General features: G+C 72.3%; 22 protein-coding genes. 8 read left to right on the top strand and 14 right to left on the bottom strand.

Features of this window, described 5'->3' with window-relative positions; genetic code table 11:
* Positions 1 to 183: 183 nt before the first annotated feature.
* The gene (locus ACL03H_RS15710) at positions 184 to 1,680 is read left to right on the top strand and encodes a sodium:solute symporter family protein (RefSeq protein WP_412811977.1); all 1,497 of its coding nucleotides are present in this window, start codon (positions 184 to 186) and stop codon (positions 1,678 to 1,680) included.
* A gap of 233 nt (positions 1,681 to 1,913) precedes the next feature.
* On the opposite strand, the gene ACL03H_RS15705 is transcribed toward ACL03H_RS15710, so the two are convergent.
* The 8 genes from ACL03H_RS15705 to ACL03H_RS15670 all read right to left on the bottom strand — a co-directional run bounded on the left by ACL03H_RS15705 (position 1,914) and on the right by ACL03H_RS15670 (position 10,648).
* Positions 1,914 to 3,038: a M20 family metallopeptidase gene (locus ACL03H_RS15705; protein WP_412811976.1), complete on the bottom strand. Its 1,125-nt coding sequence runs from the start codon at positions 3,036 to 3,038 to the stop codon at positions 1,914 to 1,916.
* Positions 3,035 to 3,706: a DUF1028 domain-containing protein gene (locus ACL03H_RS15700; protein WP_412811975.1), complete on the bottom strand. Its 672-nt coding sequence runs from the start codon at positions 3,704 to 3,706 to the stop codon at positions 3,035 to 3,037. Before ACL03H_RS15700 ends, ACL03H_RS15705 begins: the two co-directional genes overlap by 4 nt.
* Complete coding sequence (locus tag ACL03H_RS15695) at positions 3,703 to 4,158, bottom strand: RidA family protein (protein ID WP_412811974.1); 456 nt, start codon at positions 4,156 to 4,158, stop codon at positions 3,703 to 3,705. The genes ACL03H_RS15700 and ACL03H_RS15695 overlap by 4 nt, the downstream gene beginning before the upstream one ends.
* Before the next feature lie 11 nt (positions 4,159 to 4,169).
* A complete protein-coding gene (locus ACL03H_RS15690; RefSeq protein WP_412811973.1) occupies positions 4,170 to 5,444 on the bottom strand; it encodes a flavin-containing monooxygenase in 1,275 nt (424 codons plus the stop codon).
* 121 nt (positions 5,445 to 5,565) lie between these two features.
* A complete protein-coding gene (locus tag ACL03H_RS15685; RefSeq protein ID WP_412811972.1) occupies positions 5,566 to 6,939 on the bottom strand; it encodes an MFS transporter in 1,374 nt (457 codons plus the stop codon).
* A gap of 184 nt (positions 6,940 to 7,123) precedes the next feature.
* Complete coding sequence (locus ACL03H_RS15680) at positions 7,124 to 8,032, bottom strand: LysR family transcriptional regulator (protein ID WP_412811971.1); 909 nt, start codon at positions 8,030 to 8,032, stop codon at positions 7,124 to 7,126.
* 82 nt (positions 8,033 to 8,114) lie between these two features.
* Complete coding sequence (locus ACL03H_RS15675) at positions 8,115 to 9,710, bottom strand: phospholipase D family protein (protein WP_412811970.1); 1,596 nt, start codon at positions 9,708 to 9,710, stop codon at positions 8,115 to 8,117.
* 71 nt (positions 9,711 to 9,781) lie between these two features.
* Entirely contained in the window at positions 9,782 to 10,648 is an 867-nt protein-coding gene (locus tag ACL03H_RS15670) for an SDR family oxidoreductase (RefSeq protein ID WP_412811969.1), read from the bottom strand.
* A 360-nt stretch (positions 10,649 to 11,008) separates the two neighbouring features.
* Here ACL03H_RS15670 and ACL03H_RS15665 point away from each other — a divergent pair, with 360 nt between their 5' ends.
* The gene (locus ACL03H_RS15665) at positions 11,009 to 11,911 is read left to right on the top strand and encodes a MerR family transcriptional regulator (protein ID WP_412811968.1); all 903 of its coding nucleotides are present in this window, start codon (positions 11,009 to 11,011) and stop codon (positions 11,909 to 11,911) included.
* Positions 11,912 to 11,989: 78 nt separating this feature from the next.
* Here the strand turns inward: ACL03H_RS15665 and ACL03H_RS15660 are convergent, their stop codons facing one another.
* Together ACL03H_RS15660 and ACL03H_RS15655 are read right to left on the bottom strand one after the other, a co-directional pair.
* The gene (locus tag ACL03H_RS15660; protein WP_412811967.1) at positions 11,990 to 12,433 is read right to left on the bottom strand and encodes an SPW repeat protein; all 444 of its coding nucleotides are present in this window, start codon (positions 12,431 to 12,433) and stop codon (positions 11,990 to 11,992) included.
* 195 nt (positions 12,434 to 12,628) lie between these two features.
* A complete protein-coding gene (locus tag ACL03H_RS15655; RefSeq protein WP_412811966.1) occupies positions 12,629 to 13,468 on the bottom strand; it encodes an alpha/beta fold hydrolase in 840 nt (279 codons plus the stop codon).
* Between the two features lie 104 nt (positions 13,469 to 13,572).
* On the opposite strand from ACL03H_RS15655, the gene ACL03H_RS15650 reads away from it, so the two are divergent.
* Both ACL03H_RS15650 and ACL03H_RS15645 read left to right on the top strand, forming a co-directional pair.
* A complete protein-coding gene (locus tag ACL03H_RS15650) occupies positions 13,573 to 14,166 on the top strand; it encodes a TetR/AcrR family transcriptional regulator (protein WP_412811965.1) in 594 nt (197 codons plus the stop codon).
* Positions 14,167 to 14,293: 127 nt separating this feature from the next.
* Positions 14,294 to 14,794: a TspO/MBR family protein gene (locus tag ACL03H_RS15645; RefSeq protein WP_412811964.1), complete on the top strand. Its 501-nt coding sequence runs from the start codon at positions 14,294 to 14,296 to the stop codon at positions 14,792 to 14,794.
* Between the two features lie 25 nt (positions 14,795 to 14,819).
* Here ACL03H_RS15645 and ACL03H_RS15640 read toward each other — a convergent pair whose 3' ends face one another.
* The 3 genes from ACL03H_RS15640 to ACL03H_RS15630 form a co-directional block, all read right to left on the bottom strand.
* A complete protein-coding gene (locus tag ACL03H_RS15640; RefSeq protein ID WP_412811963.1) occupies positions 14,820 to 15,074 on the bottom strand; it encodes a hypothetical protein in 255 nt (84 codons plus the stop codon).
* Positions 15,071 to 16,264 carry a putative sodium/potassium/calcium exchanger gene (locus tag ACL03H_RS15635; protein ID WP_412811962.1) on the bottom strand — a complete coding sequence of 398 codons (1,194 nt, stop codon included), beginning with the start codon at positions 16,262 to 16,264 and terminating at the stop codon, positions 15,071 to 15,073. Before ACL03H_RS15635 ends, ACL03H_RS15640 begins: the two co-directional genes overlap by 4 nt.
* A 144-nt stretch (positions 16,265 to 16,408) precedes the next feature.
* Positions 16,409 to 17,092 (bottom strand): hypothetical protein, encoded by a 684-nt coding sequence (locus tag ACL03H_RS15630; protein ID WP_412811961.1) that lies wholly within the window; start codon positions 17,090 to 17,092, stop codon positions 16,409 to 16,411.
* Positions 17,093 to 17,503: 411 nt separating this feature from the next.
* On the opposite strand from ACL03H_RS15630, the gene ACL03H_RS15625 reads away from it, so the two are divergent.
* Both ACL03H_RS15625 and ACL03H_RS15620 read left to right on the top strand, forming a co-directional pair.
* Positions 17,504 to 18,619: an SRPBCC family protein gene (locus tag ACL03H_RS15625; protein WP_412811960.1), complete on the top strand. Its 1,116-nt coding sequence runs from the start codon at positions 17,504 to 17,506 to the stop codon at positions 18,617 to 18,619.
* Between the two features lie 63 nt (positions 18,620 to 18,682).
* On the top strand, positions 18,683 to 19,018 hold the full coding sequence (locus tag ACL03H_RS15620) for a hypothetical protein (protein WP_412811959.1): 336 nt from the start codon (positions 18,683 to 18,685) through the stop codon (positions 19,016 to 19,018).
* A 176-nt stretch (positions 19,019 to 19,194) separates the two neighbouring features.
* Here ACL03H_RS15620 and ACL03H_RS15615 read toward each other — a convergent pair whose 3' ends face one another.
* Positions 19,195 to 19,614: a nuclear transport factor 2 family protein gene (locus ACL03H_RS15615; RefSeq protein WP_412811958.1), complete on the bottom strand. Its 420-nt coding sequence runs from the start codon at positions 19,612 to 19,614 to the stop codon at positions 19,195 to 19,197.
* Between the two features lie 171 nt (positions 19,615 to 19,785).
* Here ACL03H_RS15615 and ACL03H_RS15610 point away from each other — a divergent pair, with 171 nt between their 5' ends.
* The gene (locus ACL03H_RS15610; RefSeq protein ID WP_412811957.1) at positions 19,786 to 20,691 is read left to right on the top strand and encodes a helix-turn-helix transcriptional regulator; all 906 of its coding nucleotides are present in this window, start codon (positions 19,786 to 19,788) and stop codon (positions 20,689 to 20,691) included.
* A 143-nt stretch (positions 20,692 to 20,834) separates the two neighbouring features.
* Positions 20,835 to 22,073 carry a lysylphosphatidylglycerol synthase transmembrane domain-containing protein gene (locus ACL03H_RS15605; protein WP_412811956.1) on the top strand — a complete coding sequence of 413 codons (1,239 nt, stop codon included), beginning with the start codon at positions 20,835 to 20,837 and terminating at the stop codon, positions 22,071 to 22,073.
* The last annotated feature ends 239 nt before the right edge of the window (positions 22,074 to 22,312 follow it).

The raw sequence follows: 22,312 nt of genomic DNA, 5'->3' as shown, positions 1-22,312 counted from the left end.
GCGACGCGCGCCGGCCCGGATGGCAAGTAGTGGCAACTGATTGCCGCGCGGATCCGCGGCTGCCTAGGTTGAACGCCCTCCGCGCCGCCCGGGAGCAGCGGCGACACCCGCGGCGACGTCCCGCGACGGCACCCCCACGACGAAGTGAGCGCCGGACGAGTCCGGCCAGGGAAGGGAATCGACATGCACCCGTTGGACTGGGCGGTCATCGCGGGCTACCTGCTGGTGATGGTGGCGATCGGCGTCTGGGCGCACCGGCAGGTCGCCGACACCGCGGACTTCTTCACCGCGGGCGGGCGGATGCCGTGGTGGCTGGCCGGGATCTCGCACCACATGTCCGGCTACAGCGCGGTCGTGTTCGTCGCCTACGCCGGGGTCGCCTACGACCAGGGCGTCGTGTCCTACGTCGTGTTCATGTTCCCGCTGGCCGTCGCGACCGGGATCGGCGCTTTCCTGTTCGCTCCCAAGTGGAACCGGCTGCGCACCCACTACGACATCGCCTCCCCGCTGGAGTACCTGGCGCGCCGCTACGACGTTCCCACCCAGCAGGTGCTGGCGTGGAGCGGGTCGCTGCTGAAGGTGTTCGACGTGGCGGCGAAGTGGTCGGCGATCGCGCTGCTGCTCAACAGGTTCGTCGGCGTCCCCCTCGGCTGGGGGATCGTGATCACCGCTGCCGTGACGCTGGTGTACTGCACCGCGGGCGGGCTGTGGGCCGACGCGCTCACCGAACTCGGCCAGTTCGTCATCCAGGGCGTCGCGGCGTTCGCGATGATCGGTGCCGTCGGCGTGGCGCTGGCGGACCGCGGGTTCAGCTACGCGAACTTCTGGTCCGCGCTGCCCGAGGGCCACACCGCGCCGACCACGAGCAGCTATCCGGCGTACTTCCTGCTGGTCTACGTGATCGTGAAGACCTTCGAGTACAACGGCGGCATGTGGAACCTGGCGCAGCGCTACATCGCCACTCCCAGCTCCACCGCGGCGAAGCGGACGGCGCTGCTGTCCAGCGGGCTCTACCTGGTGTGGCCGATCGTGCTGATGCTGCCGATGTTCGCCGCTCCGCTGCTGGTGCGGGTGGCGGACTCGCAGGACGTCTACGCCGAGATGGCGCTGCGGTTCCTGCCCGCCGGCCTGCTGGGCCTGGTGCTGGTCGGAGTCTTCTCGCACACGATGGCGATGGCCGCCTCCGACGCCACGGCCATCTCGGCGGTGATGACCCGCGACGTGCTGCCGCACGTCTGGCGCCGCGCCCGAGATTTCACCGACCTCCAGTCGCTGCGGGCCGGGCGAGTGCTCACGGTGGTGTTCGTGCTGCTGAGCGTGGTGCTGGCGCTCAACGCGGAGAACCTCGGCGGAGTGCTGGGCATCATCGTCGCCTGGGTGGGCGCGCTGATCGGACCGATCTCCATCCCGATGATGCTGGGCATGTTGCGCCCCTTCCGGTACGTGGGGCCGGCGGCGGCGCTCGGCTCGTGGGCGGGCGGGCTGCTCACCTTCGCGGTCACGAAGTACGCGCTGGTCCTCCCCGAGGCGGTCACGGTGGTCTCGCCGGTTCTGGTCTCGCTGCTGCTGTTCGTCACCATCGGAGCGCTGCGCCGGGACGCGCCACCGGCGGCCGAGGAGATCACCGCCGCGCTCACCACCGACCCGGACGCCGGCACCCCGAGCCCCGCCGCCAGCTGAGCGCTCGATCACCGGCGGTGGGCCCGTCCGGGCTCAGCGCGGACCGGCGGTGAGCTCCAGGGCCGCCGCGTCGCCGTCCCGCGTGCGGACCCCGGAGACCTACCGGGCGGCCCGCGACGTCGTGCGGCGCTGCGCCGCGGTGCCCGGCGCCCGCTGACGCGCCTCCCGCGCCGGGCGGGGGACCGGTTCGAGCCCCGGCTGGGGGCGGCCGGGGCTCGAACCGGAGAACGGGGTCAGGCCGCGACGTCGAGTGCGGTCCAGGCCAGCGCGGTCGCCGCGTCCAGCAGCGCCTTCTCCGCGTCGCCGCCGACGCAGTGCGCGGCGAACTCCGGCTGGTGGTTCAGCGCGGGTAGCGACCCGATCCCCACGTAGGGGTGGATCGCGGGCACGACCTGCGAGACGTTGCCCATGTCGGTGGAGGCACGGTTCATCCGCCGCGCCACCGGGTCCTGGCCGAACGCGCGGCCGAGCCGCTCGGCGTTGCGGACGTAGGCGTCCAGCGCCGGGCGGCAGGTGCGGAACTCCGCGTACGGCTTGCTCTCCGGCACGATCTCCAGGGAGGTGCCGGTGGCGTGGGCGCCCGCTTCGAAGCAGCGCCGCACCTTCAGCTCGGTCTCGGCCAGCTCGCCCAGGCTCTCGGCCCGCACGTACCAGCGGCCCTCGGTGCGGGCCGGGATCGCGTTCGGGGCCTCCCCGCCGTTGGTCATGACGCCGTGCACCCGGACGCTGGGCGGCAACTGCTGGCGCAGCAGCCCGATGGCGACCTGGGCCACGGTGAACGCGTCGGCGGCGTTGACGCCCTGCTCCGGGTACGCCGCCGCGTGCGCCCCCTTGCCCTGGTAGGACACGTGGGAGTGCGAGACCGCGAACGGCTCGGCCTCCGCGACGTCCACGGGTGCCGGGTGCGCCATCATCGCCAGGTCGAGACCCGCGAACGCCCCGCGCTCCAGCAGCTCGATCTTGCCGCCGCCGCCTTCCTCGGCGGGAGTGCCGTAGACCTCGACGGTGAGGCCGGCCGCGTCCGCCAGCCCGGCCAGCGCTCGCGCCGCGCCGACGGTGATCGCCGCGATCAGGTTGTGCCCGCAGGCGTGCCCGAGCCCGGGCAGCGCGTCGTACTCGGCGCACAACCCGAGCCGGAACGGGCCGCTGCCGAACGTCGCGAGGAACGCGGTCTCGAACCCGAGGTAGCCCGGCGTGACCTCGAATCCCGCTTCCGCCAGGGATTCGGCGACCCAGCGCGCCGAGCGGTGCTCCTCCCACGCCGTCTCCGGGTGGGCGTGCAACTGCTCGGAGAGCCGGACGAGCCGGTCGGCGTCGGCGGCGACGGTGTTGGCCGCGTGCCGCTTCGCGGCGCTCATCCCTCGTCCCCGGGCACGCCGTAGGAGGGCGCGGCGGTCGGGTCGAGCGCGCGGGTCACGTAGTCGTCGCGCTGCGGCAGCCAGATCTCCAGCAGGGCGCGGAGATCGGCGATCGGGGAGTCGCTCCAGTCGATCCGCAGGTCGGTCTCGCGCCACGACACCGCCCGGACCACGGACACTCCCGCCGAGTGCACCGGTCCGGCCTCGCCACCGGCGGCCAGCCCCGCTTCGAGCGCGGTGAGCAGCCGCTGCTCCAGCTCGCCCGCGGACCCCTCGAACGCCTCGGCCACGGCGTCGACGACCTCGGGGGCCGCCAGCATGTTCCCGGCCGCGACGACACCCGCGCCGACGCGGTGCCGGTGCACGCCCAGCGACGCGGAGCCGGAGTGCGCGGCGCCGGCACCGCCCAGGTCCAGCACGGTGAGCTGCCGGTGCTCGGTCAGGTCGTTGCCGCCGACCACCGCGTCCAGCGCGCCGCGCGCCCCGGCACCGGCTTCCAGCGCGTCCAGCAGCGCGGTGCCCAGCCGCGGATCGGTCACGTTCTGCGAGGACGCGCCACCGACCCCCGCGCGCAGGTGGACGCAGCGGGCCGCCACCGCCGGGCTGGAGGAGGTCACGGCGATCCCGACGGCGCCGCGGCCGTCGGTGCCGAGCACGGAGAACGTCACTCGGCACCTCCGGGGAGGACCGCGATCGCGTCGACCTCGACGAGCCATTCCGGGCGGGCCAGCGCGGAGACCACGACCCCGGTGGAGATGGGGTGCACGCCCCGGGTCCAGCGCCCGACGGTGCGGTAGACCGCCTCGCGGTAGCGCGGGTCGACGAGGTAGATCGTCAGCTTCACCAGGTGCTCCATCCGGGCACCGGCCTCCTCCAGCAGCATCGCGATGTTGGCCATCGCCCGCTCGGCCTGGGCTTCGACGTCGCCGATGCCGACCGACTCGCTGGTGTCGAGGTCCTGGCCGATCTGACCGCGCACGTACACGGTGTTCCCGGCGACGACGGCCTGGCACAGGTCGTTGTCCAGGTCCTGCTCCGGGTAGGTGTCGCGGGTGTTGAACGGCCGGATCCGGGTGTGCCCGCCCGCGACGATCGGGGGGCTCGCCGGGTTGGAGGTCATCGTCGGCTCCTTCAGCTCTCGTGGTCGGCCGCGATCGCGGCGGCGTGCTGCGCGAGGTAACCGCGCTGGGTGGCGATGTGGTCGGCGACGTACCGGGCGTCGTGCCACACGCCCCAGATGAAGCTCGACCCGCGACGCGACAGCCACGGCAGGCCGAGGAAGTAGACGCCCGGCTCCGCGGACACGCCGCGCCGCTGGTCGGGTCGCCCGTTCTCGTCGAAGGCGTCGACCTGGAGCCAGCCGTAGTCGGTGGCGAAACCGGTCGCCCACACGATCGAGCCGACCCCGGCCTCGGCCAGGTCGAGTTCCCGGCGCGGATCGGTCGCGCTGGCGGGCAGCGGCCCGAGGACGTGCGCCTCCGGTTCCGGTGGCAGGTCGAGCCCGTTGCGCTCCGCGTGCTCGTCGGCCGCGCGCAGCAGCGCGAGGTGCTGGGCGTCGCCGAACTCGATGTTCGCGGCCAGGTCCGGTGCGAAGCGCAGCACGCCGTCCGCGAAGGACTCCGTCATGCCGACCAGCTCGATGCCGGTGCGGGCCAGGGCCCGGAAGTCGACGGTGCGGCCGCCCTGCGCTCCGCTGACCGCGATGGTCACGTGCCGCGCGCCCTGCGGCGGGGTGTCCGCGTCCCACAACCCGAGCACGCCCAGCCACCAGCAGAAGTCGCGCCCGCGGTACCGGCGCGGCGGCCGGTCGTGCGGTCCGACCGAGAGCAGCACCCGACGGCCGGAGCGGCGCAGCTCGTCGGCGATCTGGACGCCCGAGGAACCGGCCCCCACGACGAGGACCGCTCCCTCGGGCAGCTGGGAGGGGTTCCGGTAGTCGCTGGAGTGCAGCTGCACCGGCCCGGCGTCGGCGGGGACCACGGGCGGGATCACCGGGTGCTGGAACGGGCCGGTCGCCGCCACCACGAACCGCGCGTCGATCGGGCCGTCCGAGGTCTCGACCCGGAAACCGGGAGCACCGGCGTTCTTGCGCACCGAGGTGACCTCGACGCCGCAGCGGATCGGTGCGTCGATCTTCGCGGCGTAGTCGGCGAAGTAGTTCGCCACCTGGTCCTTGGTGGCGAACTCGTCGGGGGCGACGTCGGCGAACTCCATGCCGGGGAAGCGGTCGTGCCACGCGGGCCCGTTGGCCACCAGCGAGTCCCAGCGCCCGGTGCGCCAGCGCTCGGCGATGCGGTCCCGCTCCAGGACGACGTGCGGGACCCCCTGCTCGCCGAGGTGCTCGCTCATCGCGACGCCCGCTTGGCCCGCGCCGACGACGACCACCTCGGTCCGTTCGCTTGACATGTCGACCTCCCTCGATCGGCGGCTCCGAGTCGTCCCCGCTGCCGCGGGAAAATCCTCGAAGACGTCGACCCTTCTGTCCAACAGATGTTGCAGCTGCGCCGGATCGATTCTTCGGATGCGGCTACCGCGTCCGCGCCGGTTCGGCGCTCGGCTCGGTGGCCTCGGGGGCGAGGTCCTCGGGCCGCAGCAGCTCGTTCCCGGCGGTCTCCCGCAGCGTCAGCGCGGCCACCAGCCCGCCGACGGCGAAGATCATCAGGTACGGACCGGGCACGAGGGTGCTGCCGGTCGCGGAGATGAGCACGGTCAGCACGTACGGCACCGTCCCCGCGAACAGCGCGGCGGTGACGTTGTAACCGATCGACAGGCCGCTCTGGCGGGTGCGCGTCGGGAAGATCTCCGCCGACCACACCGCGTAGGTGCCGAGGATCGCCGCCAGGCACGCGCCCAGCAGCAGGCCCGCGATCCACGTCCCGACGAGACCGGTCCGCATCAGCAGGAACGCCGGCGTGGCGAGGACCAGCAGCGCCGCGGTCGCCCCGATGAACACCGGCTTGCGCCCCACCCGGTCGGACAACCCGCCGAACAGCGGCACCAGCACCAGGCCCAGCAGCGAGATCGCCGTGGACAGCAGACCGGCGCTGCCCGCCGGGTGCCCGAGGTGGTCCGTCTCGTAGGTGACCAGGTAGGTCAGCACCACGTAGAACGGCACGTGCATCGCCGTCATCAACCCGGCCGCCTGCAGCAGCTCGCGACGATGGGTGCGCAGCAGCTCCCGCGCGGGGCTGCGCGGCACGGAGTCGTTCGCCTCCAGCGCGCGGTACTCGGGGGTGTCCTCGATCTTGTTCCGGATGACGAAGCCGATGACGCCGAGCGGCGCGGCGATCAGGAACGGGATCCGCCAGCCCCACTCGGTGAGCTGGGTCTCGCTCAGCCCGACCGACAGCATCAGGAACGCGAAGGAACCGGCGAGGAAGCCCAGCAGCGAGCCGACCTCCAGCCAGCTCACGCCGAAGCCCCGGCGGCGGCGCGGCGCGGTCTCCGCCAGGAAGCTCGCCGCGCTGCCGAACTCGCCGCCCGCCGCGAAGCCCTGCACCAGGCGCAGCACCACCAGCAGCACCGGCGCGGCGATCCCGATGGACGCGTACCCGGGCAGCAGCCCGATCGCCAGCGTCGCACCGGACATCAGGAAGATGACGAGCGAGAGCGTCCGTTTCCGGCCGATCCGGTCGCCCAGCGGCCCGAACACGGCGGCGCCGATCGGGCGGATCCCGAAGGACACGGCGAACACGGCGAACACGGCCAGCAGCCCGGAGGTGCCGTCACCCGCGGGGAAGAACACCTTCGCGACGGTGTCGGCCAGGTAGGCGTACGCGGCCCAGTCGAACCAGTGCACGAACACGCCGACGGCCCCGGCGGCGACGCTCCGCCGCAACCCGGCGGCGTCGGGGGCGGCCTCGGCCTCCGGAACGGCCGGGCCGTTGTGCGAGGTCGGCATGGGCGCCTCCTGATGTCGGGATGGTGGGCGAGCGCGCTCGCCGGACGTCCCGGTGGCGCGGTGCGGACAAGACTGACGCCGGGGGGAAGGATTCGTCCAATAGATGTTTTCGCTGCGCCTGAACGGAAGAACAGATGATGTCGCCCGGGTTTCGGAATCGTTCCAGGCGCGTTTCCGGACGCGGTCAGACCACGTCCCGCAACAGGGCCATCACGGCGCGGGAACGCGCGGTCTGCCGGACACCGCCGACGACCGTGATCGTCACCTCCAGGGGAGGTCGGTTCCCGAGCAGGTCCAGCGCGACGACCTCACCGCCGCCGTAGGTCTGGGCGGTCCGCGGCCGCTGGTTGAGGATCGAGTACCCGAGCCCCTGGGCGACGAGCGACCGCACCGTCTCGTAGCTCCGGCTGCGGTACCGGACGTCGGGCGCGGTGCCCGAGGACGCCACGACCTCGCGGAAGTAGTCCCTGCTGTGGGGCAGGTCGAGCAGCACCATCGGGTCGGGCGCCAGCTCGGCCAGGTCCACCGCCTCCCGCCCGGCGAGCCGGTGCCCCGCCGGCACGATGACGTGCGCTGGTGCCAGGTCGATGGTCTCCCGCCGCAGGTCGGCGTCGGTCGGCGTGCCCAGCCCGTAGGTGAGCGCGAAGTCGATGCGGCCGGTCCGCAGCGCCTGGTGCAGGTGTTCGGCCTCGTCCTCCACCACGGTCAGCTCGACGTCGGGGTAGTGCTCGCCGCAGGCGGCGAACAGCCTGGGCAGGTAGTACGGGCCGAGCGTCACGAAACAACCGATCGCCACCGGCCCGGTGACGGTGCCGCCGCTGCCGCGCGCTTCCGCCTCGACGTCGCGGGCCCGGGTCAGCAGGTCGCGCGCCTGGTGCAGCAGCCGTTCCCCGGCGGAGGTGAGGGTGAGGCCGCGCGCCCGGTGCCGGATGAACAGCTGGAGCCGCAGTTCGTGCTCCAGGTTGGCGACCGCCGAGGAGACCGCCGACTGCGCGATGCGCAGCTCGTCGGCGGCCGCGGTCATCGAACCGCGCTCGGCCGCGGTGACGAAGTAGCGCAGCTGCACGAGGGTGAAGCCGACGGGGGTGGGCATACCGGGCCTCGGGGGTGGGGGAGCGGTCTCCTCCGAAGGTTAGCCCGCGACCGCCGCCCCGGCGGCTGGCGGAAGCCGCCCGTCACCACCGGTGGCGGCGGCGCAGCGCGGCCGGGCGCCCGTCTGGGTCCACGACGGCCCGCTCGACGGGCACCGCCCACACCCGGGTCAGCGCGGAGGTCACCGGGCGGGAGTGCCGCCGCAGGTGGCCGGGAGGTCGCGGTCCCGCCCCGGCACCCTCGTGCCAGCGATCGAGCTCGGCGGCCGCCCGGCGCAGCACCTCGGTGCCCGCGACCGGATCCGCCAGGTCCGCGACGAGGTCGTGCTCGCGGCCCAGGTGCTCCCGCCACAGGCGCAGCCGGAGCTCCCGGGCGAACGCGCCGCCCTCGTCGACGACGGCGGCGGTGAGCTCGGAGTCGTAGGACCACGAGCGCCGGTTGAGGTTCGCCGAGCCCACCGCGGCCCAGCTGTCGTCGATCACGCAGACCTTCGAGTGCAGGTAGATCGGCATGTCGCCGGTGTTCTCCAGGTCGTAGACGTCGACCCGGTCCCCACCGGCCGCGCGCAGCACGTCCAGCGCCGCGCCGTGGGCGACGCGGCTGGTCGCCGTCTCCACCGCGCCTCCCTTCTCCGGGAGGTGCGGCACCACGGCGACCAGGCGCAACCCGGGCTCGCGGCGCAGCGCGTCGGCGAACGCCTCGGCCACCACCGGTGACCAGAGGAACTGGTCCTCCACGTAGACCAGCCGCCGGGCGCGGCGCAGCGCCTTCACGTAGGCACGGGCGATGCTGCGCTCGCCCCCGGGGGCGAACGGGTAGGGCGGTCGCTTGGCCGGGTAGGTGCGCAGCAGCTGCACCGAGCTGGACCCGGCCCGGGGTGGTGGCGGGAGGCGGTCCGGGAGCCCGTCGGCCCGCCGGGGGCCCAGCCACCGCCGGGTCCGCGAGATCGGCCCCCGCCGGGACGCCGTCGCGTCCGACCACCGCTCCCGGAAGCAGTGCTCGACGTCGTCCACCGCCGGTCCGCGCACCAGCAGGTGCGCGTCGTGCCAGGCGGGTCGCGCACCGTAGCGGCCGTCCATGGACGCCTGGACGTCGGGATCGCCGGGGTGGCGGTGGTCGTCGCGGCGGCTCGGGCACGGGTCGATCCCGCCGAGGAAGGCGGCGTCGGAGGCCGGGTCCTCCGGGCGGCGGATCACCAGGAACTTCTGGTGGTGGCAGCCGAACGGTCGCACCCGCTGGTCCAGCAGCGCGGCCCCGCCCCGGTGCCGCAGCGCGGTGACGAACCGCCGGTTGTCCGGGACGAGGTCCCGGCGCAGCGTCAGGAACGGCCACCAGAACAGGGCGTGCACCGAGGCGCCCAGCTCCAGGGCGCGCAGCAGCAGCGCGCCGAGCGAGGTCCCCGCCCCGTCGAGCGGTTTGTCCTGGACTCCGCTCCAGGCCGCGAAGAAGACCTGATCCCCGGCCCGGACGTCGTTGAGCTCGGACACCAGGCCGGTGAAGTACTCGGTGCCGTCGATGAGCGGCCGCACCGAGTTCCCCGCCGACCAGGGGCTCCCGCCCGGGTGCCGCCGGTCGAGGTCCGTGGCCGGGTTGCCGCGCTCGTCCGCGGTCAAGAACCAGTGCGCCGGCCCGCTGTCCGCCGGTTCCTCCGCGGACGGGTACTCGGGGGGTTCCGGCACGGCTCGTCGCTCACCGCCTCTCGTGGTTCCGCTGCTCGTCACCGCAGCCGGGCCTCGCGTCCCGGAGCGGATCACCCGGGATGGGTCTCACCGCCGACCGGTGCGAGCACCTCCCCGGTGTAGTAGCTGGAGAGCTGGTTGGCGGCGAAGAACACGTAGGAGGGCGCGATCTCGTCGGGCTGGGCCATGCGCCCCATCGGCACGTGCTGGCCGAACCCCTCGACGGAGCTCTCCGGCAGGGTGGCCGGGATCAGCGGAGTCCACACCGGACCGGGCGCGACGCAGTTGACCCGGATGCCCTGCTGCGCCAGCGATTGCGCGAGCGACATCGTCAGCACGTGCACCGCGCCCTTGCTGGCGGCGTAGTCGATGAGCGTCTTGTTGCCGCGCAGGCCGTTGACCGAACCGGTGTTCACGATCGCCGAGCCCTCCGGCAGGTGCGCGAGCGCGGCGCGGGTGAGCCAGAACGGGGCGTAGACGTTCACCTTGAACGTGCGGTCGAACTGCTCGGTGGTGGTGTCGGTGAACCGCTCGACCGGTGCCTGGGTCCCGGCGTGGTTGACCAGCACGTCGAGCCCGCCGAACTGCTCGGCGACCTCGTCGACGAGCCGCTGGCAGGCGGCCTCCTCGCCGAGGTCGGTCTTGTGCAGCTCGCACCGCTGGCCCTGGGCGCGGACGAGCTCGGCGGTGCGTTCGGCGTCCTCGTCCTCCACGTCCGCCTGGTAGGCGATGGCCACGTCGGCGCCCTCCTTCGCGAACGCCACCGAGACCGCGCGGCCGATTCCCGAGTCGCCTCCGGTGATCAGCGCGCGCTTGCCCTCCAGCAGCCCCCGTCCGCGGTAGTCCGCCATCTCGTCCCGGGGCGCGGGCTCCATCGCCGCGCTCGTCCCGGGTGCGGTCTGCTGCTGGGGCGGGGGAGTGGAGTGCTGGTCGGACATGCGCGCCTCCTCGGCGTCGTCGTGCGTGCTCGCGCGGGAGCGGGGCGACCGGTTTCCCGAGCCGCTCCCGCCCGTCTCCGCGGCGGGTCGGGGATTCTGGCCCCCACCTACCCGGTTCGGCAGCCGGGTAATCGGCGTCGTGCCGCATCAGCTCTCGCGCACGTCGGCCTCGCGGTCCCGCCCGCCGCCGAGGCACCGCCCGGCCCGGCGGGCCCCGCGTGGCGTGATCGAGATGCGAGGCGGGGGATCTCCCCGGAAGGGAAGGTCGGAGCGGGGCGGCGCGCGCGGAGTTGCACCTTCCGCGGCGGCATGTGGTCCAGTGGCCCACGTCCCGATCCCCGGAGGATGAGGTCCCCGCTCATGCGTTCGTCTTTCACGCCACCCCGCCAGGTCAAGATCGGTGACGCGGCGGCCTTCGCCGGCACCACGCCGCGGGCGATTCGCCACTACCACGAGATCGGCCTGCTCCCCGAGCCCGAGCGGGGCGGTGATGGTCGCCGCCGGTACGGGTACGAGGACATGATCCGCCTGCTGTGGATTCGCAAGATGGCCGACGCCGGGATCGCCCTCGACGACATCCGCGACGCCCTGGCCACCGGCACGGCTTCCGCCGGTGCGGACGGCGAAGACGGCATCACGAGTGTCCTCGAGCGCTTGGAGGAGACCCTCGCCCAGCGAGAGGCGGAACTGGGGCGGCAGCGGACCGCCGTGCAGCGGATGCGCACCGAAGGCAGCCGGATGGGCCTGCTCTCCGATTTCGTCACCGATCGCCTCAAGAGCCTGCCCGAAGGCTCCCTGCGTCAGGAGGACCTGGACGCTCTGCTGGTCACCGAGCGGATCTTCGGCCCGCTCGGCGCGGCCGTCCAGGCCACCCGCTTCCTCGTCCTGGCCACGCATCCCGCCCTGCGGGAGCGATCCGACCGCGTGGACGAGGCCGAGGAAGCACTCGACGACAGCGTCGCCGTCGATGATCCGCGGGTGGTTCGAGTGGCCGTCGAGCGGCACGCCTTCGAGACCGCCCTGCACACCGCCATCGAGGAGTCCGGCTTGGACGAGGACGACGACGCCCTCTTCGACGCCTGGGACGCCTCGCACCCCGCTGCCGCCGACGATGAGGCCGACCTCAGCTCCGGCGGATCGGAGGCCGCCTCCACGAGCGCGTTCGAAGCCGTGGGCAAGATGCCCTACGACGCCTCCCCGGCCCGCCTGCGCTGCATGGAACTGGCCGTCGAGATGTTCGCCCAGGACTCACCCGCCACCTGAAGCCTGAGCGGGATCGGGCGCCGGACGTCGCGGCCCTACCGGGGGCGGGACGGGCCCGCCCCCGGTGTTGCGGCCGTGCTACTGGGCGCGGTTGCCGAGGAGAGCCATCCCCAGCGTCCCGGCCCCGGCGAGGGCCAGGAGCGCTCCGGCGACGACGTTGCTCCACACCATGCCGACGGTGGGTGCCGCGGCCGGGACGATCCACGTGGAGATGATCAGCCAGATGCCCAGCGGCACCAGGACCCAGCTGATCCCGCCGCCGCGCTCGAACAGACCCGTGACCCCCAGCCCGATCCCCACGGCGACCAGCCCCAAGATCAGGTTGTGGGTCCGCATCGCGGGCTCGGTGGCGTTGAACCCGAGCACCCAGGGCGACAACGCGGCCCAGAGTCCGGCGAGCGCCACGATCCCGTCCGCCGCGACCGTTTGCGGGGAGCCGAGCGTCCCGCCGTACTGGCGTTGCAACGACACGACGTCCGGGTGGTCCCGCATCGACGCCTCGTGCGAGGAGCGCTGTGCCATGTCGAGCTCCTTCCCGGGAGGAACCTGCCTCCCATCACGGAATCTCCGGATGACGTGCGGGAGAAACGTGCCGCGGCGGGGGAATGCGTCCCGATGTCGCCGACCCTCGCGGGACCGGCCGGGCATCGGAACGCTGGCGGTGACCGAGCCCGTTCACTCCCGTCGTGCCGCCGCGAGGGCCGCGCCCGCGCACGGCTACCGGAGCGGGGCGCCGAGGAAGTCGCCGATCTCGCGCACGACCCGTTCGGGGGCGTCCTCCATGAGGAAGTGCCCGGCGCCGGGGACCACGACGAGCTCGGCGTGCGGAATGGCATCGCTGAGGCGCTTCGCGTAGCGCGCGGGCTGCCACTGGTCCTCTTCGCCCCACACGATGCGGACGGGCGCGGTCAGGTGGCCGAGCTGGTCGCTGATCTCCTCCGTGTACGTCGAGTCGTAGTGGCGCACCTGGTGCTCGAAGAAGGAGACGCGGCCCGGCGCTGACTGGTGGGGCGCCAGGTACGCCTGGAGGACGTCTCCGGACATGAGCGAGTCGTCGGCGACGGTCATCTTGAGCTGCCGGGTCAGCAGGGCGTTGAACTCGTCCTGCGACATGGCCGCGACGTCGTCCAGGTGCTCTTCGATGATCTTCTTCCAGGTCGGGGAGGGCCACGAGTCGAAGCTGACCGAGTCGATGAGCATCAGACGGCGCACCCGCTCGGGGTGGGCGAGGGAGAAGCGCTGACCGATGGCGCCGCCGATGTCGTGAGCGACGATGCTGACCCGGTCGACGCCCAGCGCGTCGAGGAGGTGTTCCAGGAGTTCCGCCTGGGCGGCGACGGAGGTGTCGCGGTCCACCGGCCGTTCGGAGCGGCCGTAGCCCAGCAGGTCGTAGGTGACGGCCCGGAACCCGGCCGCCTCGATCCGCGGTACGACATCGCGCCACTCGTGGGAGTGCGAGGGGGTGCCGTGGATGAAGATCACGGGTTCGCCCTGGCCGCGATCCCGGTAGGCCAGGCGCACGCCGTCGACGATGAGGCTGTCGGTCAAGAGGGTCATGGTGCGTTCCTCGGGTAGCTGACGTCGGGGAAGGCCCGGCGATCGCCGAGCAGGCGGGAGCCTATACTAGGTAGACCAGTCTACCTAGTTGAATCGAGGGGCCGATGGACGAGACGGGACGAGCACCGGGCGCCGGGAGGCGGCGACCGGCTCGGGAGCGAGTTCTGGACGCCGCGGCGCTGCGCTTCTACCGCGACGGGGTCGCGGCGACCGGCATCGACACGATCACCACCGAGGCCGGGGTGGCGAAGATGAGCCTGTACAACAACTTCTCCTCCAAGGCCGAACTGGTCCGCGCCTACCTGGACGCCCGGCACGAGGAGTGGCTGGACCAGTACCGCTCACGCCTCCAGCGGGCGGAAGGTCCCCGCGACGCCGTGCTGGCCGTGTTCGACACCTACCTCGACAGTGCCGCCGGGGAGGGCTTCCGCGGATGCGGACTGCTCAACGCTGCCGCGGAAATGCCCGCCGGGGACGAGGGGCGCGCCCTGGTGCGTCGGCACAAGGAGGAAGTCGAGCGCCTGATCGCCGGGCACACCGCGGCGTTGTCCCCCGAGCGTCCCGATGCCGCTCGCGCCGCGGCGGAACACCTGGCCTTCCTCCTGGAGGGCGCCATGACGCGCGCCGGCCTGGAGGGCGACAGCACCCGGTTGCGGCACGCCCGGGCCCTGGCGGTGGGGCTGCTGGACCAGTTGTGACCGGGTCGGCCCGAGTCCGCGAGCGCCAGGCCCGCGCCGGGACGAGCGCGGCGCGCCGACGTGCGGCGCGGGAGGTGGCCTAGTCTTGCGAGCGGACGCAACGGCTCGACGATCGCGGGGGACGCTGATGGGTGTGTTGGATTTGCGCGGAGTCCCCGCCAGGCGCGCCGTTCCGGCCGCGGTGGGGTTCGTGCTCGCCGTGACCGCGGTAGCCGCGGCCGGCTCGCTGTCCGCGGGTTCGGCGGCCCAGAGCTACGCGACGCTGGTGCAGCCCGCCTGGGCGCCTCCCAGCTGGTTGTTCGGTCCGGTGTGGAGCCTCCTGTACGCGCTGATCGCGTTCGCGGGCTGGCGGGTCTGGCTGGCCGCGGGGTCCATCGGCAACGCCCGGACCGAGCTGTCGGTGTACCTGGTGGGGTTGATCCTGAACGCGCTGTGGACACCGCTCTTCTTCGCGCTCGGACTCCCGGTGGCGGCGATGGTCGACATCCTCGCGCTGGACCTGGTGATCATCGTCACGGCGGTCCTGTTCTGGCGCCGGGACCGCGTGGCTGGATGGGTCTTCCTGCCCTACCTGGCGTGGACGCTGTTCGCCACCGCCCTGAACGGCGCCATCATCGCGTTGAACTGAGCAGCGGCGAGCGTCTCCGCTGCTGTCAGCCCGGCTCGGGGAAGTCGGGGAAGCGGTCGAGGAGGGTCGACCGGATGTGGTAGTCCACCCTCGTTCTCCGATAGGTGACGTCGTTCTCGACGCTGTCGGGCAGACCGCGGCGGACGCTGCCCGAATCGGCGTCGTACTCGGAAGAGCCGAAGAACCGCACGCACGATTCCGGTGCTTCGGAGAAGCGCAGTTCTTCGGCCTCCACCACCGCGACGAAGTCGATGTCCGGTTGCTGGCGGGAATCGGTCATCGCGGCTTCTCCCGCCGGGCAGGTCGGGGCCGCTCGGAGCGCTGCGCCGAACTCGGCCTCCTCGTGCCCGTGCGGTCCGCCTTCTTCCGGGCGGGCCGCTTGCCGCCTTCGGCCGAGTCGTCGGTCGCGGTTCGCGCGGTCTCTCCGACGTCTTCGGCCGCGCTCCTGGCGCCTTCGCCGACGTCTTCGGCCGCGCTCCTGGCGCCTTCGCCGACGTCTTCGGCCGCGCTCTCGGCGCCTTCGCCCACGTCCTCGACCGCGCTCCCCGCGCCCTCTCCGACGTCCTTGGCCGCGCTTCCGGCGCCTTCACCGACCTCGTGCGCCGCCTTCCCGGCGCCTTCTCCGACGTCTTCGGCGGCGCTTCCGGCGCCTTCGCCCACGTCCTTGGCGGCGCTTCCGGCGCCTTCGCCGACATCCTTGGCCGCGCTCCCCGCGCCCTCTCCGACCTCTTGCGCCGCCTTCCCGGCGCCTTCACCGACCTCCTTTGCCGCGCTGCCAGCGCCTTCTCCGACGTCTTCGACCGCGCTTCCGGCGCCCTCGCCGACTTCCTTGACCGCGCTTCCGGCGCCTTCGCCGACGTCTTCGACCGCGCTTCCGGCACCTTCGCCGACGTCCTTGACCGCGCTTCCGGCGCCTTCGCCGACGTCCTTGACCGCGCTTCCGGCGCCTTCTCCGACGTCCTTGACCGCGCTGCCCGCGCCCTCGCCGACTTCCTTGACCGCGCTTCCGGCGCCTTCTCCGACGTCCTTGACCGCGCTGCCAGCACCTTCGCCGATCTCCTGCGCCGCCGCGCCGAGCCCCTGGGTCAGGTTCTCCAAGATCTGCGGGTTCCTGTCGATGGTCTTGAGAACGCGCTCCAGGATCCCCGCGACGTTGTCGAGCCGGACCTTCAGCAGGGCCTGCGCCTCAACTCCCTTGATCTCCAAGGCGACCCGCCCGAGGAAGACGTCCGCGCCGACGTTGAGCTTCACCAGGTCCAGCACCTCGGCCTGGAGCGACACCTTCGCCCGGACGTTCTCGACCTCCAGGTTGATCTCGTCGACCTTCAGGAGCGGCACGTCCAGCAGGACATCGGGCTCGGCGGTGTTGCGAACGGCGGTCTCCTCGTCGTCGTCGGCCTCCGGCTCGTCCTCGCGATCTCGCCCGTAGCGCGCGTCCTCATCGTTGCGATCCAAATTCTGGTCGGCCATCGCGTTACCTCTTCTCGCATCGGCCCGTTCTCCGGAGCGCAGCGCCGACCGCGGCCCGGACCGCTCCGGCAACGGCCACTCACCGGAAGTCGGAGGTCCGCACGGGCGCGGGTTCCTCACCTGGCCCGCTCCCCGATGAGCGCATCACTGGCCGGGAGACTTCGGCCGCCGGGTTCGCCGCGGTGCCGCGGTGCGAGCCCGCGAGGTCGCTCGCCGAGCGGAGCTCTCCCGGCCGGTGGCGGCGGAGCCCTCCTCGGACGCCCGATCGTCCGCCTCCTCCGGCTCTTCGCCGCCGCGGTCCTCGGACTCGCGCGCGGCCTCGTTCGCTTCGGCCTCCTCTTCCTCGTACTCGTCCTCGGTGCCGCCCTCCTCGGGAGCTTCCGGTTCGGTCGAGCGAGCCGACCGCTTCCTGCCTCGGAGGGTGCTGGCGGTGTCGGTGAGCGAACCCGTCGCCGTCTCGGCCGCCTTCTTGCCGGCGGCGCCCGCGGTCCCGGCGGTGTCGGCGACGGCGCCCGCGCCGGTGCCCCGGATCCTGTCGGCGAGCGCGTCGACCCGGCTGGTGGCCGCACTGGCGGCCGCGTTGGCGGCGGCTCGCAGCAGCTGCTCACCGAGTTCCCCGGTGACCTTGTTCTTGACCTCTCCGGTGAGTCTCTGGAGTTCCGGGGAGGAGTTCAACAGCTTGGTGCCCTGCTGCATGAGCTGTTTCGGATCCAGCGACAGCCGCCGGCCCGCCAGCATCCCCGCCACCGCGATCGCCAGTTTCATCCTGCGCGTGCGGCCCAGCAGGTAGCCGATGGCCACCGCGACCGCCGTCCTCAGCGTCGACATCGCAACCCCCTGTGTCGGTCGGCACTCCGAAGCCTCGGTTGGCCGGGTACCCACAACCCCGGACGCCATATCGGGCCAGGTGCGCTGGTCTGCCGTCCACGGGCGAACGGACGTCGAAGGACCCGGATCCGCCGGTGATCTGTTTGACCCGGGGGAGGGCGGGCATTACTGCGGTAGCCGCAGCCGGACGGCGGCCCGTGGGCCGGGGTGGGGAGGTTGCGGCGACGGCGCGAACGACCTGGCCGACGGATCGATGTGCCGCGTCGCGTGGAACGCGGTCTGGGTGCGCCCCGGACCCGGGACGCGCCGGTGGCCACGTGGCCCCCCGCGTGCCGCGGCACGCGGGCCGAACCCGACGCGTGTCGCGACTGAGGCGTGTCGCGGTCAGCACCAGCACGACGAGGGGATGCCATGGTTGAGACCGGTCAGAAGCAGGGATCGATGAGCAGGGTGATGAGCGAGCTGCCGATCGATCCCCTCAAGAAGTCAGGCCAAGGGCTCGTCGACGCCCTCGTCTCACGGGCGTTGGGCACGGTCGACACCAAGGTCACCGCGCTGACGGGCCGACTCACGGAGGTCGCCGAGAGCGGTGGCACCGGACTCCTCAGCGCCATCACCGGCAAGGAGGAGGAGGAGAACGGCGAGAAGGGGAAGGGCGGTCTCCTCTCCAGCATCACCTCCGGGCTGAGCGGTGGCGCGAGCAAGGCGACCGAGACCGTCAAGCAGGCCGTGGGTGGGGGCGGCGGCGACGGAGACGGCGGGGACGGCGGCGACACGGGTGGTGCGGGCGGCAGCAACGCGAAGGTCGTCAACATCATCGAGCAGTTCGACGTCGGGTTGCCGCTGCGGGTCGCCTACGACCAGTGGACGCAGTTCCAGGACTTCCCCACCTTCACCCGCAAGGTCGAGAGCGTCGACCAGGAGTCCGACGAGAAGGTCAACTGGAAGGCGCAGATCTTCTGGTCCCACCGCAGCTGGGAGGCCACGATCACCGAGCAGATCCCCGACACCCGAATCGTGTGGCGCTCGACGGGGGCGAAGGGCTCGGTCGACGGAGCGATCACCTTCCACGAGCTCGCGCCCTCGATGACGCGGATCCTGATGGTGCTCGAGTACCACCCGCAGGGCTTCTTCGAGAAGACGGCGAACCTCTGGCGCGCTCAGGGCCGACGCGCGCGCGCCGATTTCAAGCAGATCAAGCGGCACATGATGACGCGGACGATCCTGGAGCAGGACGAGATCGAAGGCTGGCGCGGCGAGATCCGCGATTCGGAGGTCGTCCAGACGCACGAGGACGCGCTCGAGGAGGAACGCGAGAGTTCCGCCCAGTCCGAGGAGTCCGAGCACGGCGACTACGAGGACACCGGCGAAGAGGGTTACGAGGAGGAAGGCGAAGGCGAAGAAGGCGAGGAGGACTACGAGGAAGAGGAGGACGAAGAAGAGGAGGACGAGGACCGGGAAACCGAGAAGCCGGCGCAGGGCCGGAGCCGGTCGCAGGAGAAGCCTCGCAGGGGAGACAGGGGGTAGCCCATGTCCGCCCGCGCACGGATACCGGGCCTCGGTCTCCTCCGGAGAGGCTTCGACGCACTGGTGTCCAAGATCAAGGACTGGGGCAGCAAGATCGTCGACACCTTCTCGGAGAGCGTGAAGGCCCTGCCCGGGATCGGACACGCCATCTCCGCGGCGATCCAGGGCAAGAACCCCCTGTGGGAGGGGCTCAAGGGAGCCGTGGCCCACCTGAGCCGCACCACCAAGACAGTCCTGATCGTCGGAATCTCCCTCGCTCTCCTGCTCGGTCCCGTCATGCTCGTGGTCCTGCTCCTGGGGGCCCTGATCGCCTGGATCGTCACGAGCGTGCGAACACGCCAGAACAAGACCTCCCGCGGCCGGACCGCACGGGGTGGGACCGCCCAGGGCGCTCGCTGAGGGATGAGCTCGGGTGCGACGTGGTCAGCTGGCCGATCGGGCTCGGTGGCCGCGGTGGCGAGCGTGCCGCGGACGGGGGTGCCAGCTCCGGCACCGGCACCGTCCACGGCGGAAAGCACGAAGGACGGCGCGCCCGGTCGCCCACGAGCGGTGGGCGCGCCCGCCGGTTCGTCCCTCTAGAGCTGAACTCGATCCACGATCTCGTAATAGGCGTGGAGGTCGAGCCATTCGACGCCCGAAACGACCTTCCCGTTCTCCAGGGTGAGGATGTAGAGGTAGCCGTTGGCGTAGGGCTCACCGTCGATCGCGATCCCGGTGCTGTCGATCCGGGCGATGACGTCGTCCCCATCGGCCCACAGCCCCCGGGTCTTGATCTCCAGCGGGCGTTGGAGCCGGTCGAACAGCGCGGCCTCGGCTCGGTCGTGCAGATCTTTCAGGCCGTGGTAGAAACCGGCGACCGGGCCGTGCCCCGCGATCTCCCACCTCGTGTCCTCCGTGAAGATCTTCGCGAAGAACTTCGTGAAGTCGTGCGCTCCTTCCAGCAAGGCGTCCCGGACGATCTGGAGGTTCTTCTCTTCTCGCGCCGAGTTCGGCAAGTGCGTCTCCTTCGGTGCTGCGCTCCGTCCGCGGCGGACCTTGCCGCCGCGGGCACCTGGCTGGTGCCCAGCACGAAACTAGGTTCGTCCGGACCGAGGTGGCAGGACGTGTTGCGCGGGGGTGCGGCACACCCCCTCACGCGCCGCGCGGAGCCGCTACCATCGGCCTGCGTGGCAGCAGATCCGAAGCGGAGGACGGAACTGGGTGCGTATCTCCGCGCTCGACGGGCCGCTGTCGACCCCGCCGACGTCGGACTGCCCAGGGGGCGGCGTCGCGTCAGCGGGCTCCGGCGGGAAGAAGTCGCGACCTTGGCGGGCGTCAGCGTCGATTACTACTCCCGGCTCGAACAGGGCCGCGAGCGTCATCCGTCGCCGCAGCTGCTGAGCTCGCTGGGGCGCGTTCTCCGGCTCGACGAAGAGGAACGCCTTCACCTGCACCGCCTCGCCGGCGCGGACCCGGCCCAGGCCACCGCTCACGTCGCCCGGTCCGTTTCCGCGCCGCTGCGCGGGCTCATCGACCGCTGGTCCCAGAACCCCGCTTTCGTCTACGACGACGCCCAGGAGATCCTGGCCGCGAACGCGCTGGGACGAGCGCTGCATTCCGGGTTCGCGAATCCCGACAACTTCGCCCGGATGGTATTCCGCGATCCCGCGGGCGCCAGCTTCTTCGTCGAGTGGGAGCGAGTCGCCTCGGACACCGTCGGATTTCTCCGGCAGGCGTGGGGGAAGTCCGCGTCGAGGTCGCGCACGGAGGCCGTCGTCGACGAACTCCTCGAATCCAGCGTTGATTTCAGGCGCATGTGGCGCGCGCACTCGGTCATCGGGAAAAGTCATCGGACGAAGACGCTCCACCACCCGGAAATCGGCCGGGTCGTCCTCGAATATCACAGCTTCACCGTTCCGGACGCTCCCGGCCAGCACCTGCTCATCTGCGACGCGCCTGCCGGAAGCGAATCGGAACGGCGCGTTCGACTGCTCGCCGGTCCGGCGGACGCGGAGCTCCCGAGGACGGAGGCCGAGGGCTCAGCGCTTCGGGACGGCCCCGGGAGATCGGGCGAACGCGCATCGTCCACCTGAGCCGCGAGTCACCGGTCGGGAGTGGACCTCGGCGGTGGTCGCCGCGCGCCCCGGCCGGTGACTTTCGCCCCTCCCCGGGCGGGGTGGACACCGGAGACGCTCGATCGAGGTGAGAGCGGGATGTGCCTCGTCGAGGAGCTGCGTTGAACCGTTGGCCCCGGAGGACCGAGGATCGACCACCGCTGCGCGCGCAGGAGGAAGCCGCGCCGCGCGAGGCTCGCGCGGACGGCAGCTCGGGCGCCGGGAACGCCTCGGCGCGGGCCGCGGAGCCCCCGGGGCGCGACATCCCGGAGCTGTCCGGGCGCCGGGGGTTCTCCCCCGCGCCGAGCGCGGATCGTGCGGTGGCCCGGGGGCGCGGGCGCAAGGCGTGGCGAGCGCTGGCGAGCTGGGGCGTCGCGCTGATCGGGCTCGGCCTCCTGGCGTGGCAGCTGCCGGCCGCGACGGCGGATGCGCGCGGGTTGGGCTTCGAGCTGGCCTCGCTCCGAACCGGATGGGTCGGGATCGCGATCCTGCTGGGCACGGGTGCGCTCGTGCTGTACGGCGAGTCGCACCGCGTTCTGCTGCGAACGGGCGGTGCCCGGTTGCGGTTCGGCACGGTGCAGGCGGTCAACTTCGCGGAGAACGCGTTGTCGACGACGTTGCCCGGCGTCGGCAACGCCGCCGGTTTCGCCTATGCGACGTACCGGCTGCGGCAGCTTCGGGTGACGGTGGCCCTGGCCGCGTGGTCCTCGCTGCTGGCGGGGATCGTCGCGATGCTGACCCTGCTGGTCCTGGGGCTGCTCGGACTCGGCTGGAGCGGTCAGGTGTCGGGTTTCATCGCGGCGCCCGCAGCGGTGGCCGTGCTTCTCGCCGCGTGGGGAGCGTGGGCGCTCCTCGGCCGCGCCCCGGCCGGGCGACGCGGGAGCACCTCCGCGCCGGCCGGGCGATCGCGCGCGGCGCGGGCATGGCACGAGCTCTCCGGCGAGGTCCTCCTCTGGCGTCCGAGCCGACGGCGGTGGATCGCGGTCTTCTTCCTCGCGGCGATGAGCTGGACCCTGGACATCGCGAGCCTCTTCGCCAGCATCGCCGCGACCGGGCACCTGGTGCCGTGGGCCGCACTGGTCACCGGGTTCCTGGTGGTGCAGGCCAGCATCGCCCTGCAGGTGTTCCCCGGTGGTGCCGGTCCCGCCGAGGCGGGCTTGTTCGGCGTGCTGGTCGCCTTCGGCCTCCCGGCCGCGCCGGCCGCGGCCGCGGTGCTGGTCTACCGGCTCATCAGCTGGGTGTGGCTGGCCGTCCTCGGTTGGATCGTCTACCTGGCCCAGTCCGGTGCCGGAGCACGAACCCGCGGCACCCCGCGCCGGCGGCGCGCTGATGGGCGTGCGCGATCGCGGAAGTCGCGCTGACGCCCCCCCGGTTGGAACGGCAGGTGCGCATCGCGGTGGCCGCGCGTTCCACCTCACGCAGGTGTGCTGGTTCGCGGTCGCCGCCCGCGGTGCGGGTACGGTGCCCGGATTGTTCGGCGTGGTTCCGGGATGTCACGCAACCAGCGTTTCCGGCAGTTCGTTGCGTAGTTTCCTGTGCTGACCGTAACGGTTCGCGAGTGGGCGCGTTCGGGGTGGGAGTTATCGGCTCTTGATGCTTC

The sequence above is a fragment of the Saccharopolyspora antibiotica genome, from assembly GCF_047200635.1.
Taxonomy (GTDB): domain Bacteria; phylum Actinomycetota; class Actinomycetes; order Mycobacteriales; family Pseudonocardiaceae; genus Saccharopolyspora_C.
Note: the sequence above shows the minus strand (reverse complement) of the source record. Positions and strands in the feature narration are given on the sequence as shown.

What these genes read in the sequence shown, in the direction of transcription:
- ACL03H_RS15635 (WP_412811962.1), bottom strand. Translation starts at nt 16,264, where the DNA reads ATGGCCGACCAGAATTTGGATCGCAACGATGAGGACGCGCGCTACGGG.
- ACL03H_RS15710 (WP_412811977.1), top strand. Translation starts at nt 184, where the DNA reads ATGCACCCGTTGGACTGGGCGGTCATCGCGGGCTACCTGCTGGTGATG.
- ACL03H_RS15705 (WP_412811976.1), bottom strand. Translation starts at nt 3,038, where the DNA reads ATGAGCGCCGCGAAGCGGCACGCGGCCAACACCGTCGCCGCCGACGCC.
- ACL03H_RS15640 (WP_412811963.1), bottom strand. Translation starts at nt 15,074, where the DNA reads ATGACCGATTCCCGCCAGCAACCGGACATCGACTTCGTCGCGGTGGTG.
- ACL03H_RS15660 (WP_412811967.1), bottom strand. Translation starts at nt 12,433, where the DNA reads ATGGCACAGCGCTCCTCGCACGAGGCGTCGATGCGGGACCACCCGGAC.
- ACL03H_RS15670 (WP_412811969.1), bottom strand. Translation starts at nt 10,648, where the DNA reads ATGTCCGACCAGCACTCCACTCCCCCGCCCCAGCAGCAGACCGCACCC.
- ACL03H_RS15680 (WP_412811971.1), bottom strand. Translation starts at nt 8,032, where the DNA reads ATGCCCACCCCCGTCGGCTTCACCCTCGTGCAGCTGCGCTACTTCGTC.
- ACL03H_RS15685 (WP_412811972.1), bottom strand. Translation starts at nt 6,939, where the DNA reads ATGCCGACCTCGCACAACGGCCCGGCCGTTCCGGAGGCCGAGGCCGCC.
- ACL03H_RS15695 (WP_412811974.1), bottom strand. Translation starts at nt 4,158, where the DNA reads ATGACCTCCAACCCGGCGAGCCCCCCGATCGTCGCGGGCGGGCACACC.
- ACL03H_RS15625 (WP_412811960.1), top strand. Translation starts at nt 17,504, where the DNA reads ATGGTTGAGACCGGTCAGAAGCAGGGATCGATGAGCAGGGTGATGAGC.
- ACL03H_RS15630 (WP_412811961.1), bottom strand. Translation starts at nt 17,092, where the DNA reads ATGTCGACGCTGAGGACGGCGGTCGCGGTGGCCATCGGCTACCTGCTG.
- ACL03H_RS15665 (WP_412811968.1), top strand. Translation starts at nt 11,009, where the DNA reads ATGCGTTCGTCTTTCACGCCACCCCGCCAGGTCAAGATCGGTGACGCG.
- ACL03H_RS15655 (WP_412811966.1), bottom strand. Translation starts at nt 13,468, where the DNA reads ATGACCCTCTTGACCGACAGCCTCATCGTCGACGGCGTGCGCCTGGCC.
- ACL03H_RS15650 (WP_412811965.1), top strand. Translation starts at nt 13,573, where the DNA reads ATGGACGAGACGGGACGAGCACCGGGCGCCGGGAGGCGGCGACCGGCT.
- ACL03H_RS15645 (WP_412811964.1), top strand. Translation starts at nt 14,294, where the DNA reads ATGGGTGTGTTGGATTTGCGCGGAGTCCCCGCCAGGCGCGCCGTTCCG.
- ACL03H_RS15690 (WP_412811973.1), bottom strand. Translation starts at nt 5,444, where the DNA reads ATGTCAAGCGAACGGACCGAGGTGGTCGTCGTCGGCGCGGGCCAAGCG.